The sequence below is a fragment of the Leptotrichia hofstadii genome (genome assembly GCF_007990525.1).
GTDB lineage: Bacteria > Fusobacteriota > Fusobacteriia > Fusobacteriales > Leptotrichiaceae > Leptotrichia > Leptotrichia hofstadii.
This window is the reverse complement of the sequence record NZ_AP019823.1, coordinates 546,062-567,386: the sequence shown is the minus strand read 5'-3', so window position 1 is coordinate 567,386 and position 21,325 is coordinate 546,062. Positions and strand designations below refer to the sequence as shown.

Sequence of the window (21,325 nt, the reverse complement as noted above, 5' to 3'; positions counted from 1 at the left end):
TAATAGGGGTAGGCAATTCTCCCAGTCCTTTAACTATGGGTAGGCGATTTGCCCAGTCGTTTAATTATGGTGTCATTTTGGTGGACGCCATCACAATAAGATGGTAGAAGTTTTGCCAGCTGATTTTAGGATAACGAATTAATCGGAATCCTTTTGAGATTTATCGGGTTTTAAAATAATATAACCGTTCTCATCTTTCTCAGACTTTGTTTTAATTTTTTTCTTTTCTTCAATATTTACAAGAGCTTTCAAAATATACAAATAGCTTTGTAATGTATTTGTTATATTTTCATTAAGAAATTCCGCTATTCTACCTACATCACTTTTTTTTACCTTAAAATATTCGTTAAAATCATAATCCGCTATCCTTACAATAATATATTCATCTTCTTTGTAAACTGAAAATCTATTAAAATGTGAAAGGTTTACTAATATTTCAAAACCTTTTTCAAATTCTTCTTCTTCTGTCATTTCGTCTACTCCAGCCTTTAAAATCTTTACTACTTCTTGCCTTTCGGTTTCAGTTAAAGCTCTATAATCTAAAAATGCATTAGAAATAAAAGAAGCTGCTAATGTTTTAGAAACCTCAAATATTAAAAAAATTTCCTTAACTACTTCCAAAGGAATTTTTCCGTTTTTTTCATATCTTTTTATAGTGTATGGGGTTTTATTTAATTTTTTCGCTAATTCTATTTGTGTCATTTTTTTAGATTTTCTTAAAAATTTAACAACTTCCCCCAAATGCTTAAAATCATTAATTTCTTTTTCCATTTTTTCTCCATATTAATTATTAATTTTCTAATAATATAATATCAAAAAGTAACAAAAAAAGCAACTTTTTATATTTTTTATAAAAAATACATTGACTAAAGTAACAATATATGTTACTATTATTTAGAATTGGTAACATAAAATATTACTTTTAGGAGTGTGGTAAAAATGGTAAACAACAAATTAAAGGGGAAATTGAAAGAATACAGTTTCAATTATGATAATTTTTCAAAGGTTATAGGATTATCAAAAACAGCATTTACAAATAAAATCAATGGAAAAGGTTTTAAAGATAAGGAAATCGCTAAAATGAAAAAAATCTTTAATTTAACCAATGATGAAGTAGTAGAAATCTTTATAAACGAATAGGGCTGGGCTGAAATTTTAGCCGAGTAATATTAAAAAAATTCTGAACGAATTAAAATCGGTCAGAACAAATAAAAAACAGTATAGGAGTGAATGAAAATGAATGAATTAGTAACAAAAATAGGCAAAGAGCCTAAGGAAAGTATCACAAGTTTGGAATTATTGGAATTAATCAATAAGTTTAGGATAGAAGACGGAAATAAAACAAAATTAGAACATAAAGACCTATTGAAAGCTATAAGAAATGAATTTAGAAAACAAATAGGTGAGGGAAAAATTTCGCCGACCTCGTATAAGGATAATTGGAATAGAAACCAGCCTAAGTTTGATTTGACTTTAAAGCAATCATTAAGACTTTTGACAAAGGAAAGCATAGAAGTGAGAGAAAAAGTATTTGATTATATTGAAAAGCTGGAAAAACAAAATCAGATGTTAAGGCAGGCATTATGGAACAGGCAAAATAATGAATGGCTACTCACTAGAAAGCAAGGAAAAATCACAAGGCGAAAGGAAACGGACGCAATAGCTGTATTAATACCTTATGCAAAATCACAGGGGAGCAACAATGCTGACAGGCTTTATATTGTGTATTCAAGGCTTGTAAATAGACTTGCAGGAGTAGATGACGGAACAAGGGAAACGGTCGATGTTGAAACGTTGCTACATATCAAAAAGCTAGAGGACTTATTTTCAAAAGTTATATTTGAGAGTATGGAAAAGCAGTTGTTTTATAAAGATATTTACGGAAAATGCAAAGCACTTGGCTACCAATTAATGCAATTTATGAAACTGGATATGCCAAATATATACAAAATCAATGAAAATCAGAAACAATTGGGCCTGATGTAACAGCCAATTAATACGGACAATCACAATCAAATAGCATACTTGAGAAGTTTGTAGTGTAATTTATGAAAAAAATGTAAATTATAACTTGACAAGTTAGTACTAATATTATATAATATGTTTGTACTAACGGATAGGAGAGTTTTATGAAAGAGAAAAATGCAAAAATCACTTTTTATAAAGCTGGAAACGGAACAACGAACAAGGTAACAATACCAGCTGAATTTGCTAGATTTTTGGAATTGTCAAAAGAAAACAATGATATTAAAATCATTTTAGATGAAGAAAACAAGCAAATAATTATAAAAAGGAATTAAAAAAAAGCCCTATACAACTATTTAAGTTATATAAGGCAAACTCCATATATCCTTAGATAAAAGAGTTGTAGTATAATAAATATACTGTAGCAAGTAAATTATACTACAAACTTCTTAAGAATGCAAAGGAATTTGTAGTATTTTTTTAATGCTTAAAAATAAATAAACCATACAAATCATATCAGAAAACATATAAAAAATCAAGTATAAAGCATATAAAATACATTTCTAGGCGATAAGAAAATACACAAATAAATTTGATTGTTAGGTTAAGCGTTGGGCTTAATAATTTTTTGATACATCGAAAACGGAGATACACAGAAAATTTAATATTGAAATGGAGTGGTAAGGAATGAAACACAAATTTGAAGCTATAGGAATGGTAAACAAAAACAGCGACAAAGCAAGGGAAAAGGCCCGAAATAAAGTGATTAACATAATAAAAAGAATGATTAAGGGAGTGAAATAATTATGGAAAAGAAAATAAGGGAAGAAATTTTAGGCGACAAGGCAGACGAGATAAGGGAAGAAATATGGCAAAAAGAGAGGTATGCAGAACGTGAAAGCCTAAAACTTGCTAAGAATGAAAAAGTAAAAGAAAAATTAATTGAACTGTTTACAGCTATACAGGTAGCAAGGGAAGAAATAACAGTCAAGGAAGATTTACAAAAAACATACAGGGAAAACATCAGTAATATGGATATTGAAAACGTTATACGTGAAAGCATAGTTGTAATTGATGTATTTACAGAGGAAGAAAAAACAATAAAAGAAATATTAGATAAATCAAATTAAGGAGCGTGGATTAAATGGAAGAAATGAAAGAAAAAGCAAAAAAAAGTATGGAAGAAGCAATACTTGAATGGGCAGATATAGAACTTGAGATACGTTGCAAAAGAAAAATGGATATTGTAATGAAAGAACTTAAAAGCAGTAGAGAGGCGAGTAATTTTTTTGCTGATTTGCTTGTAGAAACACAAAAAACTTTTTTTAAGTTAGGAAAACAAGTGGCAAGAATGGAAATGGAGCAGTAACAATGGAATTTACAGAAATATTGGAATTACTGGAAAAAGATTTATTTGAATTGGAAAAAATAGAGCTGGAAGAGATAGAAGAAATTGAATTGCCGGAAATAGAAGATGTAGAATTGTTTGAAATACCAGAAACAGAACTATTTGAAACAGAAAATATAAAAGACGGAGGGAAAGAAAATGGAATTGACAGGAAACAACGAAATGATAACAAGTAGGGATTTATTAAAGAAAATCAATGAACTTAGAGAAAAGGAATACGAAGAAAAGGCAAAGGCTGGAACATTAACGGAATCGGAAATTAAAAGAGGAAAGTTTATTGAATTAAGACATAAAAATCTTTTAAGAACAATAAAAGATGAATTTTCAGAAGAAATTAACGGGCTCAAAATTGAGCCGGTTGAAAACGAAATAGCACAGGGGAAATTTTCCCTTAGCAAATACTTAGATGAAAAAGGCGAAAAAAGAGATATGTATGTATTGCCTTTAGAAAAAGCCAAACAAGTTTTAATGAGAGAAAGCAAATTTGTAAGAAAAGCCGTGATTGAGTATATAGACTATTTGGAAAACCAAAACAGGCAATTAGAGGAGCTTGCAAGGTTACAGGCAAGAGAATTAAGCAAAGTAACAAGGAACATTGAAACATTGAATTTAAAGGCATTGCTGGAGTATGGAAAAGTAAGAAAAGAGAAACAGAAAATATATTATATTCATTATTCAAACTTGGCACGGAACATTGCTGGAATACCAAAAGGAATCAAGAGAGACGAATTGACGCAAGGACAATTAGGAATACTACAGCAAGTTGAGTTGATTATGGCAGCGGTTATAAACGAATGTATGGCGGAAAACATACCTTTTGTACTTATGTATCAAGAAGTAAAGGACAGAACAGAAATCAAGGCTAAGGTGCTGTTAAAGGCATTACAGAGAGTTGAAAACGTAGATAATGGGCCTGTGTGGAAAATAGGATATTAATTATAAAAAATAGCCTAATTTTTCAAGATAATTGTAATTTTAGGCTTTAAATTTGAAAAAATAGGAGAAATTTAAAAATGGAGAAAGCAAACAGTAGCGAAAGAGCAAAGGCGATAATCAAAGCATTTGAACAATTAAGCGTGGAAGAAATGGAGAAATTATTAATTAAGTTAGGAATACTGACAAACAGAAAGCTAGAGGAGAAAAATAATGGGAGCATACGAAAAGAAAATGCCGAATGTTAGAAAAAACATTCAAAAGATACAGAAACATAAAAATTATAACGAGGATATAGAAAGCGTGATAAAGAAATTAGATAAGGAAATAGACGATTATAAGCTATATGAGAGACATTTAACATCAATATATGAATTAATGGAGCTTGGTATAAAAATAACAGCGTTAGCATACAATTAAGGGGGATAGAATGGATAAAATAGATATATTAAGAAAAGTCGTAACAACAGCAAATGAAGAACGAAAAAAGAAGTGGATTGAAACACAAAAAGAACGGAAAATACAGGCAGTGGCATTTGTTGAGTTTTTGGGTGAATTACAAATACCTAGTGAACAAATAATTCAAATAGTGGATAAAGTTACCGATTTGTTAGAAGTGTCAATAGATAATGTTGTTTTTGAAGCACTTATTGACGAAAGCGAACAAATAATGCAAGTCCTCGATGAAGAGGAAGACGGACAACCATTATCATAACAGAGAAAGGAGAAAATATGAAATCAGTATATTGCAAGCATTGTGGAACATTCTTATTTGGAATAGAGAACAATCGTATTTATTATGTTGCCAAATGCAAGAAATGTGGCAAAGTGAACTATGGAAACACAGCCCCAGTATTCAAGCCGAAGAAAAAGAGTGGGAAATAAAAAAATGCCTGTTATTTCACAAAAGGGGGGAGTGATTTAACAAGCAATCATAATTATTTTGGTGTATTTCTATGTATCAATTATACCATATCACAGCATTTAAGACAATCAAAATTTAGGTCCCAATCTTTAAATGATAAGAGAATAAAAATGTAAGATTAAATACCATAACAAATTATACATTTTTGAAGTAAAAAATAGCAAATAAAAATGTAAAGTTAGATACCATAACAGCCAAAAATGTAAGATTAATACAAGGTTAAAAAAATTACGTAATTTTGAATAAGCAAAAATTTTTTTCCTTTACTTTATATAGTAATGTGGGATTGGATTTTACATTTTTTATCATTTTAGATACAAAGAAATACCCTAGATAGCATAAATAAAAGCCTAGAATACAAAATAATCTATATAATTCAAAGAAAAGCAATGATAATTAATTGATTATATACAGACATACACAAAGAAAAATAATTATAGAGAAAAGAGAGGGAAAATGCACGCCGAATTTAACATTTGGGTAAGGAAGTGAAATTAATGAGTGAAAGGGGAAATTATCCGAAAAGATATAGATACACGGAAGAAGACACAGACAGGATAATAGAAATATTGGAAATCATAGAGGAATACAGGAAAGAAAGTGAGATTGATGAAACGCTTGAATGCATAAACAATGAACTTTTGTATGGAAATGGAGAAATAAGCTATATAACAAGGTGCAAGCGTCAGACTTGTCCTCTATGCAGGGAAAACAGGAAATACAAGACATATTTAAAGCTAAAGGAAAAAATAAACGAACAAAAGGGAATCCGATATATCCTAATGACATTTAATGGCAGAGAAATAAGCGATTTATCAAAACTAAGCAAGGAAGTGGGGGAAAATAATGACATAGTGGCAAAAATCGTAAGGAAAAGGAGCATACAGGCAATAATGCTGGGTTATGTAAAGATAGTTGAAATTTCCTATAATAAATATTCTAAAAGACTTTTACCGCATATCCATTTATTATTAGGAGTTAGAGAGGATTTTAAAAAGCATTGGATTAGAAAAAAAGAAATTGAAAAACTGGAAAAGACTTGGAAAAAATGGAAAAAGGAAACTATCACAAACGCTATTGATGTAAAAGTGGTAAAGAATACTGATGAAGATATAGAAAAAGTATTGAGATATATCACGGTTGCAAGGAAAAAGCGTATAATGAAACTTTATGATATGGAAATTCGGGCCTTTTTTGAAATGATAAACGACAGGAAAAGGCTGTTTACTACTTCAGGGATATTCAAATAACAAAACGGGGTGATTTAATTGAACTTGAAATCAAAAAGAATGGAATACATTGTATTAAAGCACAAGATAAGGGAGAAAAGATTAAATTACCAGAAATTAGCTAAGGAATTAAGAATATCGGAAAGTGGACTTAATAAAAAAATAAACGGAAAAAATTATTTTACACAGTCGGAAATATACAAAATAAAAGAGTTATTAGAACTAACGGACAATGAATTGATTAAAATATTTTTTTGACTATTGTAAAAAACGGTATTAAAATTATAGGGCAGAGTAGTGCCTATTAGCTAGATTTTTGGATTGGTGGAAGAAATGAAAAGAATAAAAAATGCAAATGGTACTGGAAGTGTAACAAAAACCACGAAAAGAAAGCCGTACAGGGTAAGAGTTACGGACTGGAAAACAAAGAAAAGGGTATCGCTGGGATATTATGAAACAAGGAAACAGGCAATGGAAGTGCTGAATGAATATTTATACAATCCCTATGATGTAGAGAACAGCACAATGACATTTAAGGGGCTGTATAGATTGTTTATAGAGAATCAGAAAGGACTGGTTGCAGTTGGCACGATAAAGGGCTACGAGAACAGCTTTAAAAGATGTAAGCCGTTACATAGTCTAATATTTAGGGAAATAAAAAGCCCTCAAATGCAAGACACGGTAAACAGTCTTGATTGCAGTGTAGCAACAAAGAAAATCACAAAGAATTTTCTGACAGTATTATCCAACTATGCTATGGAGCTTGAGATAATGACAGTGAACAGGGCAAAGTTTATAAGATTGCCAAAGGAAAGCAGTAAAAGGCAAAAGAATGTGTTTACAGGCTATGAAATTCAAAAGCTATGGAATAATATTGGCATACAATGGGTAGACTATATTTTAATTATGATTTACACAGGTATGAGAATAGGCGAAATTACAGAACTGAAAAAAGAAAACGTTGACTTATTACGTAGGATTATAAATGGCGGAAACAAGACGGAAAAAGGGAGACATAGACAAATACCTATACACAAGGACATATTTCAGTTAGTGAAAGGACTATATGAGAGCAGTCCAACTGAATATTTGCTATATAATAAAAAATGGGTATTCGAGAAAAAGAAAAAAGAAAATAAGCCGATACGTACAAATTATTTTAGAGAAAAGTTTTATAAGACGCTGGAAGAGTTGGAAATGAATCATAAGCCACACGATTGCCGAAAGACATTGGCAACCTTTATGAACAATCAGAAAATAAATAGCGTTGTAATAACCGATATACTAGGACATGAGGACATAAGCACTACAAATGAATATTATATTCAATCAGATATCGAGGAATTGACTGTATCAATGGATAACATCAAATTTTTGAATGATGTAAATTAAAACCATTAATTGAATCAATAAAACTGATAATTTGTAGGCAATGAATTTGGGGTCCAACGGGGGACCAACCGGCAAGGTAAATGAGTACCTTTTTTGGAAAAATCACAAATAAATAAAAAATATTAAAAAATGAAAAAGGTAACTGAATACCTTTTTGGTACTGTATTACCTTGCTTTGTAAAAAATTGGCAAAAAAAATATGCTACCCTTGTGATAGCATATTTAAAAAGGAGTTTTGAAGAAAAAAGTTTTCACTTTTTCTATTGGTCAGATATGATTATACAGGATAACTCTTATAATAAAGTTTTTAAAAACTTTGTTTTGTCTTTAAATAATGATAATGATTGAATTGCACTATTTATTATAATCTTCTGCTTCTCCATGTGAATTGCAGGATGAAGCACCTGAACAGCTACAGCAATCTGTTCCACAAAAATTTTTATTTTTCTTATAATCTTTGTATATTTTTCTAAAGACTGTAAGCGCAATTACAGCTGCAATTGCAGCAACAACGACTGTTTTTACCATGTTTTAACTTCCTTTCAAGATTGTATAAATAACAATAAATTTTATTTTGAAAATATATTTTAATCTAAAAATGTATTTGAGTTACAATAATCAAAGATTCTAAAATTATACAAATAATCGTGCGACATTAAAAAACAGTACTGATACAGCATAAGGTAAAATTAATAGCATTGATACCTGAAATGCTAACAATTTCCAGCCAAATTCCTGTTTTAATGCTCCCATTGCTACAGCACACGGCACTACAAGAAGAACATACAGCATAAATGAATAAGCTCTTATTGGACCATATTTATCATTCCATAGATTTCTAATTGCTGGAACGATATTTCCTCCAGCATCCTCATCAAGATCTTCCTGACTTTTCATTTCCAAAGTTGAAATTTTGAAAGTCGCAATGTGTCCTAAAGATTTTATAGAATCAAGTACAGCATTTCCTAGACCAATTCCTTGCTTTTTTAAATCATTTACAAAATTATATTCCTGTTGCTCGTCTTCTTTCTCTGACAACAAAATTTGCCCTAAAAATCCTACAACAGTTTCCTTTGCTATAATACTTGGAACAATGGAAGCTACAGGTTCCCATCTGTCACCAAAGCCAGTTGGCTTGAAAACAGGCTGTACAACTTTTGCCGCTTGTCCTAAGTAAGAATTTTCGGCATCTCCTTTATTTGGAAAATATTGGAAAAACCAGATAATTAGCAGTATTCCTAAAATTACTGTGGTTGCTTTTTTTACATAAGCAAAAGTTTTTGATTTCATATTGTTCCATACAACTTTTGCACTTGGTAATCTATATGGAGGCAGTTCTATTAGAAGTTCCGTGTTATTTCCCTTGAAGTAATTGAACCGTTTTAGTATAAATGCCACAAAAAGAGCCATAAATACTCCAAAAAGATAAATTGAAACTACAACTAGGGCTGCCTGTTTGCTGAAAAAAGCTGCCGCAAGAAGAGAATAAACTGGAAGTCTTGCACCACAAGACATAAAAGTGGCAATAACTCCTGTCAGCCTTCTTGTTTTCTCATCTTCTAAGGTTCTTGTTGAATAAATTGCTGGAACTGTACATCCAAATCCGATTAACATTGGGATAAATGCTTTTCCAGAAAGCCCAACCTTTGTCATCATTTTATTCAGAATAAACGCTACACGTGCCATATACCCACTTTCTTCAAGAATTGCCATGAAAAAATATATAAAGAACATAAGCGGAACAAATGTCAAGACTGAACCTACTCCAGCAAGAATTCCTTCCAGCACAAAGCTGCTTAGCCAGTCAGGTACTCCTTCAATAGCATGCCCTACATATTTTATTACAAAATCACTAAAAAATCCGTCAATCCAGTCAATAAAGGGCGAACTTCCATCAAATACAATAACAAACACTGCATAAATTATAGCAAGAAATGCGATTCCGCCCAAAAATTTATTTAGAAGTATTTTATCAATTTTATCTGTCAAGGCAAATTTATTTCCAGTACCTCTTGTTAAATTTGCCGAAATAATTCCACGCACAATTCCGTATCTTGCCCTTGCCAATACATCTTCAGGCTCAATTCCGTAATGTTCCTCAAGATTTTTCTTCTCAAGACTTCCAACATCTAATAAGTTGATCCCGAATTCATTTTTTACTCTTGCTATTACATTTGTATCATTTTCTAAAATTTTGATAACAAGCCAGTCAACAGGATATTTTTCTAGCATTTTTTCATAGGATTTCTCATTTTTTAGTTTATTTTTCAAAGTTTCGATATTACTTTCAATTTCTTTGTCAAACAAAAGTCTGTGCTGTTTATGTTCTGATGAAGTTTGTTTTGAAATTTCAACTACTTTTTCCATAAGCTTGTCTACACCGTTTCCAGATTTTCCACTTGTAAAGACGACTGGGATGCCAAGCTGCTTTTGAAATCTGTCCACATCCAGCTTATAACCAATCCTTTTAAATTCATCCTCAAAGTTAAGTGCCATAACGATTGGAATGCTGAGTTCCTTTAATAGAGCTGTTAAATAAATATTTTTCTCAAGCGATGTGGAATCCATAACATTGATTATTATATCAACTTTTTCATTTAATAAAAAATCTCTTGAAACACGTTCTTCAGGAGTATTTATTGATAAATTGTAAATTCCCGGCAAATCGATAAGTTTTATATCTTCATTGCCTATCTTAAAAAAAACTTCTTTTTTTTCTATTGTTACTCCTGGCCAGTTTCCTATTTTTAAACTTGCATGTGAGATTTGATTAATTAAAGCGGTTTTTCCTACGTTAGGATTTCCAACAAATGCTACGTTTATCATTTTACCACCTCAATTTGAATATGATTTGCTAAATTTGTACTGATTACGATTTTTGTTTCCACTGTCTTTATTAAAATATTTCCATTTGCAATATTTTCTATTGTACATGCGTCGCCTCTGCAAACTCCCAAACTTAATAATCGTGTATCCAATGTCCTCTCATCAATATCTTTTAGCAAAAATTTCTCTCCAATTTTTCCTTCCACTAGAGTCATTTTAGTCCATCTCCTCTCATTATTATTTTTGATTTCTGAAGTTTTTTTATTTAAAATAATTTTAAAATAAGTTTTTTGATAAACTTTTATTTTAAGGATTCACTTTAAAATTATTTCAAAAGTGTAACAAATACTCTGAAATTCAAATATTTTAGCTATCAAACTAATTTTATACCTTTTTAAAAAATAATGCAAGTTTTTTCTTAAAAAAAAACATAACATTCTGATAAAATGCTATGAATATATCTTATTCTTTATTTTAATAAAATTAGTTACCAATATTTTTTCTAAATTCGTCTTTTTTATCAAGCAGTATAATATCTTCACCCATTTTTTACCGTAATTTAATATTTTCTCGACCCCAGAAGCACATGGCATATAAAATATTTGAAAATGAATGTTTATTGCTAATTTAAAATATAAAAAATCAATAAAAGAAGTAAATAAGGTTTTAGAAGCTCATTTAGAATATCTTGACAAATATTTTGAAAAAGAAAAATTTATATGTACAGGGAAGAAAAGTTTTCCTGAATTAGGAGGAGTAATCTTGTTTGATTCTAACAATTTGAAAGAAGCAAAAAAAATACTGTATGAAGATCCATTTTATATTGAAGAAATAGCAGATTATGAAATAATCGAATTTCAACCAGTTAAGTTTAGTCAAAATTTTTCAATAGAAAATTTACTCAATTAAATAGTATAAAAAGAGCTGTTTCAAATTATATATGATGACAGCTCTCTATAAAATCAAAAATATCTAATAAATTAATTTAATTATTCTTTGTATAAAAAAATTCAAATTAATCCTTTATTTATCATTTTAGTATTCTAATTTTTATCTGCTCCTGTCATATTTCCTTTGTATATACACATTATTAGAAATTATTTTTAATATCAAACTATATTTATTACAATATTATAAATTATAAAAAATATACTAAAAATCAATATCTATTAATTTTTTTTTATAAATTTCTTATAATATGCTTGCAAATCTAAAAAAATGTGGTAGACTTATAGTATGAGGTTGTTCACTTTTAATTTCAGTAAAATCATTCTTAGAGATAATTAAGGATGTTAAAAATTTGTAAAGTGAAAACATAAAAAATAAATTTTATTTAAAAGGAGGTTCAAAATGGTAGGAATTATCGTTGCAAGTCATGGTGAATTTGCGGCTGGTATAAAGCAGTCGGCTTCAATGATTCTAGGTGAGGCGGAATTGCTGGAATCAGTTGTATTTATGCCAAGTGAAGGACCAGATGACTTATATAAAAAAATTCAAGATGCCATTGCCAAACTAGGAACTGAAGAAGTTCTTTTCTTAGTTGACTTATGGGGAGGAAGCCCTTTCAACCAATCAAATCGTTTCTTTGAAGAAGCACCTGAAAAAAGAGCAATTGTAGCAGGACTTAACTTGCCAATGCTGTTAGCGGCTTTATCAGAAAGAGAAGATTTAGATACAGCTCACGAAGTAGCAAAAGCTATTGTTCCAGAAGGAAAAGATCAAGTTAAGGTTCGTCCTGAAGAATTACAGCCTAAAGAAACAGCAGCAAAAGCAGCGGCTCAAGATGACACGCCAAAAGGAGCAATTCCAGAAGGAACAGTTATCGGAGATGGGAAAATAAAATTTGTTCTAGCCCGTATTGATACACGTTTGTTACACGGACAAGTTGCAACAAGCTGGACAAAAGCAACAAATCCAAACAGAATAATTGTTGTTTCAGACACAGTTTCAAAAGATGAATTACGTAAAAAATTAATTGAACAGGCGGCACCTCCAGGTGTACGTGCACACGTTATACCACTTGACAAATTAGTAGCAATTTCAAAAGATCCAAGATTTGGAAATACAAAAGCATTATTACTATTTGAAAATCCTCAGGATGCACTTTATGTAATTGAAAAAGGTGTGGACATTAAAGAGTTAAACGTAGGTTCGATGGCGCATACTGTTGGAAAAGTAATGGTAAACAATGTGCTTTCAATGGATCAGAAAGATGTTGACACTTATAAGAAACTTAGAGATTTAGGTGTTCAATTTGATGTAAGAAAAGTTGCCGCTGACAAGAAGGCAGATTTATTTAAATTAATTTCAGAAAAACAAAATGAAGGATTAAAACTTTAATTTTAGGAGGTTATTATGGATTTTAATATTTTATCAATTATTTTAATATTAATCGTCGCATTTCTAGCAGGAATGGAAGGAATCCTTGATCAGTTCCAATTCCATCAGCCAATTATTGCGTGTTCATTAGTTGGAGTTGCGACAGGACATATAAAGGAATGTGTTATGTTAGGTGGAGCTTTACAGTTAATGGCTTTAGGTTGGGCAAATGTAGGAGCGGCAGTTGCTCCAGACGCGGCTCTTGCTTCTGTAGCTTCGGCAATTATTTTTGTTAAAGCTGGAAAATTTGATGCTGCGGGTCAAACTGTAGCGATTGGTACAGCGATTGCACTTGCTACAGCTGGGTTAGTTTTAACTATGGTTGTTCGTACTTTATCAGTAGTTATTGTTCACCAAGCTGATAGAGAAGCAGAAAAAGGAAATTTCAAAGGTGTAGAATTATGGCATATGGTTGCGCTTGCATGTCAAGGTTTACGTATTGCTATTCCTGCCCTATTATTGTTATTTATACCTTCTCCTGTTATTCAACATGCTCTTAAATTATTGCCAGAATGGTTTACTGATGGAATGAAAATTGGTGGTGGATTCGTTGTAGCAGTAGGATATGCAATGGTTATTAACTTAATGGCAACTAAAGAAGTATGGCCGTTCTTCTTCCTAGGTTTTGCATTAGCACCATTAAATGAATTGACATTGATTGCAACTGGTATTATAGGTGTATGTGCAGCTATTATTTACTTAAATGTTACAAATAATAAAGGTAACGGTGGCGGAGATGGCGGAGCATCTTCTTCTGGAGATCCGCTAGGTGACATTTTAAACGATTATTAATAAGGGAGGAACAAGAAATGGCAGAAAATAATAGAATAAAATTATCAAAATCAGATCGTCGTAGTGTAATGTTACGTTCTCAATTTCTTCAAGGTTCTTGGAACTACGAACGTATGCAAAATGGAGGTTGGGCTTATTCTTTAATCCCAGCATTGAAAAAATTATATCCAAATAAAGATGATGCTTCAGCAGCTTTAAAAAGACATATGGAATTCTTTAATACTCACCCATATATTGCTGCACCAATTTTAGGAGTAACTCTTGCTCTTGAAGAAGAAAGAGCAAATGGATCAAAAATTGATGATGCAGCTATTCAAGGGGTAAAAGTTGGAATGATGGGACCACTTGCAGGAATCGGAGATCCAGTATTCTGGTTCACAGTACGTCCAATTTTAGGAGCAATTGCAGCTTCATTGGCAGCAGGTGGATCACTTATAGCACCTTTCTTCTTCTTTATTGTATGGAATGTAATACGTATAGGCTTTTTATGGTATACTCAAGAATTTGGTTACCAAAAAGGTGCTGAAATTACAAAAGATTTATCAGGTGGTTTATTACAAACAATTACTAAAGGAGCATCCATTTTAGGAATGTTCGTTATGGGAATACTAGTTCAACGTTGGACAACAATTAATTTCCCAATGGTTGTATCAAAAGTTCCTTTAGCAAAAGGGGCTTATGTAGAATTTCCAAAAGGACCTATAGACAGTACCCAGTTACAAAAAATTCTTGGAGATGTAGCAAAAGGACTATCGCTTTCTCCAGAAAAAGTAACGACTTTACAAGATAACTTAAATCAACTAGTACCGGGATTAGCGGCTTTATTATTAACATTCCTATGTATGTGGCTGTTAAAGAAAAAAATAAGTCCAATTCTAATTATCTTTGGATTATTCTTAGTTGGAATTTTAGGACATTTAGTTAAAATATTCTAAAAATAAAGAATTACTACTAATTAAATAATTGGAAAATTTACTTAAAGGAGAGAAGTTGGAACTAAAAAGCCAACTTTTTTCTAATTTTATGTAATAAATTTGAATTAAAGAAATGAGGAATAAAAGTGGCTATTTCGATGAATACAAAAGTGTTATTTACAACAAAGGCAAATTCTCTATCGGGAATGATTGGGAATAAAAATGGAAATATACTTGTGGGAGACAAAGCCTTTGAATTTTATAATAACCGTAATCCCGAAGACTATATTCAGATTCCTTGGGGAGAAATTATAAGAGTAAGGGCACAGATTTTTTTTAAAGACAAATATATTCGTGGTTTTTTCATAGATACTAAAAGTGCTGGCTCATATAATTTCGTTGTAAAAAATGCTGGAAAAACATTAAAGACAATGCGTGATTTTTTAGGAAATGAAAAAATTGTAAGAAATAAACCAGTATTGTCGCTGAAAAAAGTGTTTGAATGGTTCAAGAAGAAATAAAAATGACAGATTTGAAAATAAAAATGGACTAACTTTATATGATAGTCCAATTTTTTTATTTTATAAATATAATAAAACTAGTTTAAAACAGAACTCAAAAATTATGACTATTTTACTCAAACCCTAAATTATATAATTTCTAGCAGTTTAATTTTAAATAGGTTCGAGTATATTATCAAATTTTGTTTCTGACTTTTTAAAAAGTATTAATATTCATATTTTTTATCATAACCTCTAGGTGTAACCATTTTTCCTTTTTTAACAAATGTATTTGAATTTCCGATTAATACAATTGTAAGCATATTTATTTCAGAATCAAGCATTTTTTCAAGTGTTGTGATTTCATGCTCTTCAGTTTCACGTCCTGCATTTCTTACGATTGCAACTGGCGTGTCTTTTGATTTGTGTTTTAGCATAATTTGCTGTGCTTCTACGATTTGAGTTGTTCTTCCTTTACTTTTTGGATTGTATAAGCTTATGATGAAATCACCTTGTGCAGCTAATTCTAGACGTTTTTTTATTAGTTCCCAGTCTGTTAGAAGGTTGCTTAGGCTGATTGTTACATAATCGTGCATAATTGGAGCTCCTACGATTGCGGCTGCAGCGTTTGTTGCTGTAACTCCTGAGATTACTTCAATTTCCACATCATCCTTTTCATCAATAACCTCATACATTATTCCAGCCATACCGTATACTCCAGCATCTCCACTGCTAATCAAAGCAACATTTTTACCAGATTTTGCAAGTTCCAAAACTTCAATACATCTGTCAACTTCCTTCATCATACTTGAACTTTTTATTTCCGTATTTGGAAAATATTCCTTAATCAAGTCAGTATAAGTTTTATACCCAACAATTATATCGCTTTTCTCCATTGCTTCATAAGCCTTAAAAGTCATATCTGCCTTTTTTCCTGGCCCAATTCCTACTACATAAATTTTTCCTTTTTTGTTCATTTTTTCTCTCCTCCTAAATTTTATTATCTAATTAATTAAAAAATTAATTTACAATTTTATTATATATGTCTAATGCTTCAAGATTCTTTATTTTTTCTCTGGCTTTTTCCAGTATTTCTAAATTACCAACACTTGAAGCGACAAATAACCACATCATTTCTTGTTTAAATAAAACAAATTTTTTCAAGCTTTCTTTTTTCACATTTGCTATGCTTAAATAATAGTCAATTCCTTTTTCATATTCTTTTTTATAAAAATAATTTTTTCATTTATTCCTATTTTGGACAAATCTTGCTGGATTTTTTCCTTCATTGTTAAAGCATTTAAATTTAGGTTTAGGATACAAAATAATGCTAGCGATAAAAGTATTTTTTCTCCTATTTTTTCCTTAATTATTTGAATTTTAATATTTTTTAATCTCTTCCACCATATTTCGCTTCAATATTTTTATAACTTTCTCCCAATATTTCATTTACAAATTTAAAAAAATCTAAATTTTCATTTTGACCTACAAAAACTGTTAATATTTTATCTTTATTTTCATCATCATACACATAAAATTCATTGCCTTTACTGTCAGTTCCTTTTCTTAAAAATACTCCTTCTGAAATTTCTTCATCTTCTTCTCTTTTTCCAAAAACAAGAATTCTAACAATTTTTTCTTTTTCTTTCAGATCTTTTAATTTTATTTTTTTCTCAAAATCTTTATTTTTTCCTAAAAAAACAAGTTTGCAATTTAATCCACTACATCCAAATGTCCAATCAAAAATCTTTTTCTCCTTGTCTATTCTTGTTTCGATATAGTCAAATTTTTTTTGAGCAACAATTCGTTTTATTTGCTCATCATCTGAAAATGCTTCAAATTTTTTTCTTTTATCTTCTAAATGAATATCGCTTTCAATAGTTTCCTCTTTTTCAGAATTTTCCATAATTCTTTTAAACATTTCAGTATCTTGAAGTTTTTTTGTCAATTTTTCAAGTTTTGTAATTTCTTTTTCTGACATTTCTCCAAAAAATCCTTTCAAAGCCATTGTCATCTGAATTGTCATAACAGTCATTATTTCTTTATTTTTATTATATTCTGCCACTTCCTTAGAAACCTGTTTATTCGCAATTTTATTTATAAAATCATTGACCATTCCTTCTATATCACCTGCTACTGCTTTTAGAATACCGCCAGCCATAAAAAAAATTAGTTGATCAGAATATGCCTCTTCATCAGAAATTCTGTATTTTTCCCTCAAATCTTTATTATTAAGTATTTTATCAATTTTCTCTATTTTTTGCATTATTTCATCTATTTTGGGCTTAACTGTTTTTAAATTATTATCTTGATTTATATTTTGTGATTCCTTTGATAAATACTCAAAAAAATCTATTACTTTCAAATAATACTGATTATTGCTGATACTTTTAACTTTTTCAAAATATTTATTTTTCTCAGTTTTTCCTTCTGAACTGATCCAAAAATTCTTTCCCAAAAAGAAATTTTTTCTATCTTCAGAAATATTTGTTTTCAAATATTCTGAAATATACTTCTCTTTTTTAGAATCATTCTCTGTTCTAGTCAAAAAATAGAATTCTATTAATCTTTCCAAAGCAACGTAATTTCTTTTATCCTTTAAATAAATTTTTTCCCATTTGTCCCTATCTTTTGTTGATACTTCTCCATCTTCGTTTTTCGTTGTAAATCCCTCTCCTGTTTCTTTATCCAATTTCACAGTTTCATCAATAATTTCCTTTTTCACCCCAACTTTTGACAAATCCTGCTGGATTTTTTCTTTCATTGTTAAGGCGGTTAAATTTAGATTTATTAAAAAAAGGACTATGATTAGAAATATTTTTTTCATATTATTTTCCTTTCTTAAATTTTTTAATCTATTTTTATTTTAAATATTTTTATAATTTTTTTATTTCTGAAGATACTTATCAATTTTTTTACTAATTTTATGCAAAAATATCAAATTTAAAATCATCAGAAATCCAATTATTATAACACATAAAATAAAAATAACAAAATTAATTTCTTTATTTAAAATAACATTCCAGATCATTAAAATTCCTAAAGGGAAAATTATAAAAGAAGTCCGACTTCCTGGGGAAAACTTTCTATATCTAAGCGCATCATATATATGAGGTACTAAATGTACAATATATACAATAAATAATGACAGAACTATTTCATACATCCTAAACTCGCTTGCCATAAAAAGTAATGTTGATAAAATTATAAATTCTTGGGCAATCATTAATGAAGTTGTTTCTGTAGATGGATAACTTTCCTTTTTCTTCACAAATAATTCATTTTTCATATCTTTTACAACTTTATTTTTTTCTATAAATTTTTTTATAAAAATTATTTCTTCAAATTCGTGTATCATAAATAGTACTATTGTTATAAATGACAATTTGTATATTTCCATTCTTACATTTGTTCCTCAAAAATTGAAATTGTAACTCCTTCCAACTTCACTTTTTTCACCAAAAAACTTCCTTTTCTACTTGAAGCTAGATAGGCACAAGGCTCAGAAACACCATATACCCCAATTTGATTTTTTACAAATTCAGAACGTTCTTCAATCAAATTTTCCAGTTTCAAAATTTCTTCCTTTTCAAAAAATTTTATTGGGATATCAAGCTCCTTCATCGCTTCAAGAAGTCCTGTTTCATCAGATTTTACCCAGGCAGATGCTGCCATTTTTATAGATGAAAGCTCTAAATTCTGTTTATCCATTGCATATTTCAGTTTTTCGATAATGTGTTCCTTGCTAACTCCTCTTTTACATCCAATACCAATAAAAATATTCTGTGGAATAATTTTTGAGATTTCAATATTTTTTCTATTTGACACAATTATTGCTCCAGCACTATTTTCATCATGATTTACAATGTTTTTTGGTAAATGAAGGCTTACATTTTCTCCATTTACAATTAACGAAGTTACTCTCTTTGCTCCATCCAAATCATTCAATTTGGCTTTGATTTTTTGTGATAATGTATCAACTGCTATTTTTCCGCCAACATCGGATGCCGTTGTAATTACTGGTATTGCTCCTATTCCATTAGCAATCTTTTTACATTCTTCATTTGCACCACCAAGATGTCCCGAAAGCAATGAAATTACAAAATTAGCGTGATCATCAATCGTTATAACTGCAGGATCAGTATCTTTGCTTTTAAATTTTCCTTCAATAATTCTCACAACTGCCCCAGTCGCTGCAACAAATATGTGTAAATCATATTTATTAAATGTCTTTTCCAGTAAAATTGGCACTCTTTCATTTATTATAATTAAATTTTCGTTATTTTCATTTTCAAGATTTAGCAAGTTAGCTACTCTTCCTGATACGTAAATATGCAAATTATTGTACACATTTTCTTTTACTTTTAAACAAGTTTCATATCCGTTTTTGCTTACGCAATAAATTGCTGTTCTCATTTTATCTCCTTTTTTCTATTTCTTTATAAATTTAATTTCTATTTTATCTTCATCAATTACGCTGCCATTCACAATATATTTTCCATTTTTATCTTCCAGTTCTCTTGCTGATTTCCATTTAAGAGTTTCAAAATCTATATTTTCAAATTTTTTAGTCTTTACAAAATTAAATCCCGAAAAATAATCATAAAAAATTACAGATAAATTATTTTCATCTCGAACATATATAATTTTTTCCGTTATTGGCTCTTTCACAACTTGAAATTTTTCAGGTTTTACATCTTTTAATTCAAGACCAAACAAATAAACTTTATTTTTATCTTTTCCAAAATCATCTTTATTCTCTATATTTTCCAAATGTAACGCTTCAAATGATTTCACATCTGCATTTTGAAGTTCTTGTATATCCGCATATTCTTTACTAAAATAAACTTTTTTATCATCTTTTGTATAATAAGGATTTAGCACTTTAAAATTTTTAGGATTTAATCCTTTTAACTCTTTTACCATTTCATCTTTTCCAGCCATAAAATTTATGTAATATGCTTTATTTTTATCTTTTGCATACATAAAATAATCTTTTTCATAATCTTTTACTATTTGAAAACTTTTTCCATCCACATTTAAAACTGTTCCGTCATTAGAATAAAATTGATTTTTATCTCTTACCAAATGTTCATTAATTCTTTGAAAAGTATACGGATCAGAATTTTTTATTCTTTCATTAGAATAATACAAATAATTTTTATCTCTCGCAAATCCTGCATAAATATCAATTACTTCAAAAGTTTTTGCATCTGCACCTTCAATTTTTTCATTTCCTTCATAAACATTATTTTTATCTTTTGAAAAATTCAATTCCATTGTTTTAAAACTTTTAAAATCAGCATTTTCGAGTTTATCACCTTGAAAATAAATATTATTTTTGTCAAAAAAATAACTGGAATTATCATCAAAAAATTTTAATGTCTGTAAATCTATTTCTTCTTTTTTTTCTCCATAAAGATACACATTTTTTCCATCTGTAAAAATATAGTCTTTTAAAACTTTAAAGTTTTTGGGATTTACTTCCTCTATTTTTTTACCAATATAATAAACACTATTTTTATCTTTTGAATACCCTCCACCAATTAGTTGAAAAGTTTGTTTGTCAACATTTTTTAAAATTTTTGGAGATATTATACCATTATCTAAATCGTCAGGAAATCCTCCACTAGTTGGCAATAAAATATATACTCCATTTTTGTCCTTTAAATAAATCAAAAATTCATCTGCCATTATTTCAAGAGTTTTTATATCTATATTATTTACCTTGTCCTCAAAAAAATAAAGATTATTTTTATCTTTTCCCAATCCGTAACTAATTTTTGTCAATAATTTAAAACTTTTAGGATCTGCTTCATTAAGAACTTTGTCTCCATAATAAACATTTTTCTTATCTTTTGCATATTCATTATCTTCAAAAACTTCAAAAGTCTTTGCATCAGCTCCCTCAATTTTTCTATTTATGTAATAAACTTCTCCATCTTCTATTCCAAAATTTCCATTTAATTTTTTATTTTCTGAAAAAATCAGATTACTAATTAAAAATATCAATAAAAATATTTTAATAAAATTCTTTTTCATATTTTTAAACCTCTTCTTAA

At 29.5% G+C, this 21,325-nt stretch carries 28 protein-coding genes; 19 read left to right on the top strand and 9 right to left on the bottom strand.

Annotation, left to right across the window (positions count from 1 at the left end):
• Positions 1-138 precede the first annotated feature (138 nt).
• Entirely contained in the window at positions 139-771 is a 633-nt protein-coding gene (locus FVE77_RS02765) for a helix-turn-helix domain-containing protein (RefSeq protein ID WP_026745781.1), read from the bottom strand.
• A 168-nt stretch (positions 772-939) separates the two neighbouring features.
• Here FVE77_RS02765 and FVE77_RS02760 point away from each other — a divergent pair, with 168 nt between their 5' ends.
• The 14 genes from FVE77_RS02760 (at position 940) to FVE77_RS02705 (ending at position 7,852) form a co-directional block, all read left to right on the top strand.
• Positions 940-1,140, top strand: coding sequence for a DUF739 family protein (locus FVE77_RS02760; protein ID WP_026745782.1), 201 nt, complete (start codon positions 940-942; stop codon positions 1,138-1,140).
• A gap of 96 nt (positions 1,141-1,236) precedes the next feature.
• Complete coding sequence (locus tag FVE77_RS02755; RefSeq protein ID WP_026745783.1) at positions 1,237-1,986, top strand: Rha family transcriptional regulator; 750 nt, start codon at positions 1,237-1,239, stop codon at positions 1,984-1,986.
• 143 nt (positions 1,987-2,129) lie between these two features.
• Entirely contained in the window at positions 2,130-2,300 is a 171-nt protein-coding gene (locus FVE77_RS02750; RefSeq protein WP_021770111.1) for a hypothetical protein, read from the top strand.
• 471 nt (positions 2,301-2,771) lie between these two features.
• On the top strand, positions 2,772-3,095 hold the full coding sequence (locus FVE77_RS02745; RefSeq protein ID WP_026745784.1) for a hypothetical protein: 324 nt from the start codon (positions 2,772-2,774) through the stop codon (positions 3,093-3,095).
• A gap of 14 nt (positions 3,096-3,109) precedes the next feature.
• The gene (locus tag FVE77_RS02740; protein ID WP_026745785.1) at positions 3,110-3,334 is read left to right on the top strand and encodes a hypothetical protein; all 225 of its coding nucleotides are present in this window, start codon (positions 3,110-3,112) and stop codon (positions 3,332-3,334) included.
• Between the two features lie 2 nt (positions 3,335-3,336).
• Positions 3,337-3,549 carry a hypothetical protein gene (locus FVE77_RS02735; protein ID WP_026745786.1) on the top strand — a complete coding sequence of 71 codons (213 nt, stop codon included), beginning with the start codon at positions 3,337-3,339 and terminating at the stop codon, positions 3,547-3,549.
• Positions 3,512-4,309: a hypothetical protein gene (locus tag FVE77_RS02730; RefSeq protein WP_026745787.1), complete on the top strand. Its 798-nt coding sequence runs from the start codon at positions 3,512-3,514 to the stop codon at positions 4,307-4,309. The genes FVE77_RS02735 and FVE77_RS02730 overlap by 38 nt, the downstream gene beginning before the upstream one ends.
• Positions 4,310-4,386: 77 nt before the next feature.
• Positions 4,387-4,554 carry a hypothetical protein gene (locus tag FVE77_RS12435; protein WP_154669749.1) on the top strand — a complete coding sequence of 56 codons (168 nt, stop codon included), beginning with the start codon at positions 4,387-4,389 and terminating at the stop codon, positions 4,552-4,554.
• On the top strand, positions 4,520-4,726 hold the full coding sequence (locus FVE77_RS02725; protein WP_026745788.1) for a hypothetical protein: 207 nt from the start codon (positions 4,520-4,522) through the stop codon (positions 4,724-4,726). The genes FVE77_RS12435 and FVE77_RS02725 overlap by 35 nt, the downstream gene beginning before the upstream one ends.
• Before the next feature lie 10 nt (positions 4,727-4,736).
• Entirely contained in the window at positions 4,737-5,021 is a 285-nt protein-coding gene (locus tag FVE77_RS02720; protein ID WP_026745789.1) for a hypothetical protein, read from the top strand.
• Between the two features lie 17 nt (positions 5,022-5,038).
• Positions 5,039-5,191: a hypothetical protein gene (locus tag FVE77_RS12600; protein WP_169718708.1), complete on the top strand. Its 153-nt coding sequence runs from the start codon at positions 5,039-5,041 to the stop codon at positions 5,189-5,191.
• Positions 5,192-5,728: 537 nt separating this feature from the next.
• Positions 5,729-6,481, top strand: a complete 753-nt coding sequence (locus tag FVE77_RS02715; protein ID WP_026745790.1) for a protein rep — start codon at positions 5,729-5,731, stop codon at positions 6,479-6,481.
• A gap of 18 nt (positions 6,482-6,499) precedes the next feature.
• On the top strand, positions 6,500-6,718 hold the full coding sequence (locus tag FVE77_RS02710) for a helix-turn-helix domain-containing protein (protein ID WP_026745791.1): 219 nt from the start codon (positions 6,500-6,502) through the stop codon (positions 6,716-6,718).
• 75 nt (positions 6,719-6,793) lie between these two features.
• Positions 6,794-7,852 carry a tyrosine-type recombinase/integrase gene (locus FVE77_RS02705; protein ID WP_026745792.1) on the top strand — a complete coding sequence of 353 codons (1,059 nt, stop codon included), beginning with the start codon at positions 6,794-6,796 and terminating at the stop codon, positions 7,850-7,852.
• A gap of 354 nt (positions 7,853-8,206) precedes the next feature.
• Here FVE77_RS02705 and FVE77_RS02700 read toward each other — a convergent pair whose 3' ends face one another.
• The 3 genes from FVE77_RS02700 to FVE77_RS02690 all read right to left on the bottom strand — a co-directional run bounded on the left by FVE77_RS02700 (position 8,207) and on the right by FVE77_RS02690 (position 10,893).
• Positions 8,207-8,380, bottom strand: coding sequence for a FeoB-associated Cys-rich membrane protein (locus tag FVE77_RS02700; protein WP_081690293.1), 174 nt, complete (start codon positions 8,378-8,380; stop codon positions 8,207-8,209).
• A 105-nt stretch (positions 8,381-8,485) separates the two neighbouring features.
• A complete protein-coding gene (gene feoB, locus FVE77_RS02695) occupies positions 8,486-10,678 on the bottom strand; it encodes a ferrous iron transport protein B (protein ID WP_026745794.1) in 2,193 nt (730 codons plus the stop codon).
• Positions 10,675-10,893 (bottom strand): FeoA family protein, encoded by a 219-nt coding sequence (locus FVE77_RS02690; protein WP_006805216.1) that lies wholly within the window; start codon positions 10,891-10,893, stop codon positions 10,675-10,677. The genes feoB and FVE77_RS02690 overlap by 4 nt, the downstream gene beginning before the upstream one ends.
• Positions 10,894-11,290: 397 nt before the next feature.
• On the opposite strand from FVE77_RS02690, the gene FVE77_RS02680 reads away from it, so the two are divergent.
• The 5 genes from FVE77_RS02680 to FVE77_RS02660 all read left to right on the top strand — a co-directional run bounded on the left by FVE77_RS02680 (position 11,291) and on the right by FVE77_RS02660 (position 15,284).
• Entirely contained in the window at positions 11,291-11,587 is a 297-nt protein-coding gene (locus tag FVE77_RS02680) for a YciI family protein (protein ID WP_026745795.1), read from the top strand.
• 441 nt (positions 11,588-12,028) lie between these two features.
• Positions 12,029-13,018, top strand: coding sequence for a PTS sugar transporter subunit IIB (locus tag FVE77_RS02675; protein WP_026745796.1), 990 nt, complete (start codon positions 12,029-12,031; stop codon positions 13,016-13,018).
• Positions 13,019-13,033: 15 nt separating this feature from the next.
• Positions 13,034-13,849, top strand: a complete 816-nt coding sequence (locus FVE77_RS02670; protein ID WP_006805212.1) for a PTS mannose/fructose/sorbose transporter subunit IIC — start codon at positions 13,034-13,036, stop codon at positions 13,847-13,849.
• 17 nt (positions 13,850-13,866) lie between these two features.
• On the top strand, positions 13,867-14,784 hold the full coding sequence (locus FVE77_RS02665) for a PTS system mannose/fructose/sorbose family transporter subunit IID (protein ID WP_006805211.1): 918 nt from the start codon (positions 13,867-13,869) through the stop codon (positions 14,782-14,784).
• A 125-nt stretch (positions 14,785-14,909) separates the two neighbouring features.
• Positions 14,910-15,284, top strand: a complete 375-nt coding sequence (locus tag FVE77_RS02660; RefSeq protein WP_026745797.1) for a DUF956 family protein — start codon at positions 14,910-14,912, stop codon at positions 15,282-15,284.
• Positions 15,285-15,490: 206 nt separating this feature from the next.
• Here the strand turns inward: FVE77_RS02660 and cobJ are convergent, their stop codons facing one another.
• The 5 genes from cobJ to FVE77_RS02635 form a co-directional block, all read right to left on the bottom strand.
• Positions 15,491-16,240: a precorrin-3B C(17)-methyltransferase gene (gene cobJ / locus FVE77_RS02655; protein WP_026745798.1), complete on the bottom strand. Its 750-nt coding sequence runs from the start codon at positions 16,238-16,240 to the stop codon at positions 15,491-15,493.
• 413 nt (positions 16,241-16,653) lie between these two features.
• A complete protein-coding gene (locus FVE77_RS02650) occupies positions 16,654-18,090 on the bottom strand; it encodes a hypothetical protein (protein ID WP_026745799.1) in 1,437 nt (478 codons plus the stop codon).
• A 60-nt stretch (positions 18,091-18,150) separates the two neighbouring features.
• The gene (locus tag FVE77_RS02645; RefSeq protein ID WP_026745800.1) at positions 18,151-18,663 is read right to left on the bottom strand and encodes an HXXEE domain-containing protein; all 513 of its coding nucleotides are present in this window, start codon (positions 18,661-18,663) and stop codon (positions 18,151-18,153) included.
• A gap of 2 nt (positions 18,664-18,665) precedes the next feature.
• The gene (gene cbiG / locus FVE77_RS02640) at positions 18,666-19,679 is read right to left on the bottom strand and encodes a cobalt-precorrin 5A hydrolase (RefSeq protein ID WP_026745801.1); all 1,014 of its coding nucleotides are present in this window, start codon (positions 19,677-19,679) and stop codon (positions 18,666-18,668) included.
• A 15-nt stretch (positions 19,680-19,694) separates the two neighbouring features.
• On the bottom strand, positions 19,695-21,305 hold the full coding sequence (locus FVE77_RS02635) for a DKNYY domain-containing protein (RefSeq protein WP_026745802.1): 1,611 nt from the start codon (positions 21,303-21,305) through the stop codon (positions 19,695-19,697).
• Positions 21,306-21,325: the final 20 nt, after the last annotated feature.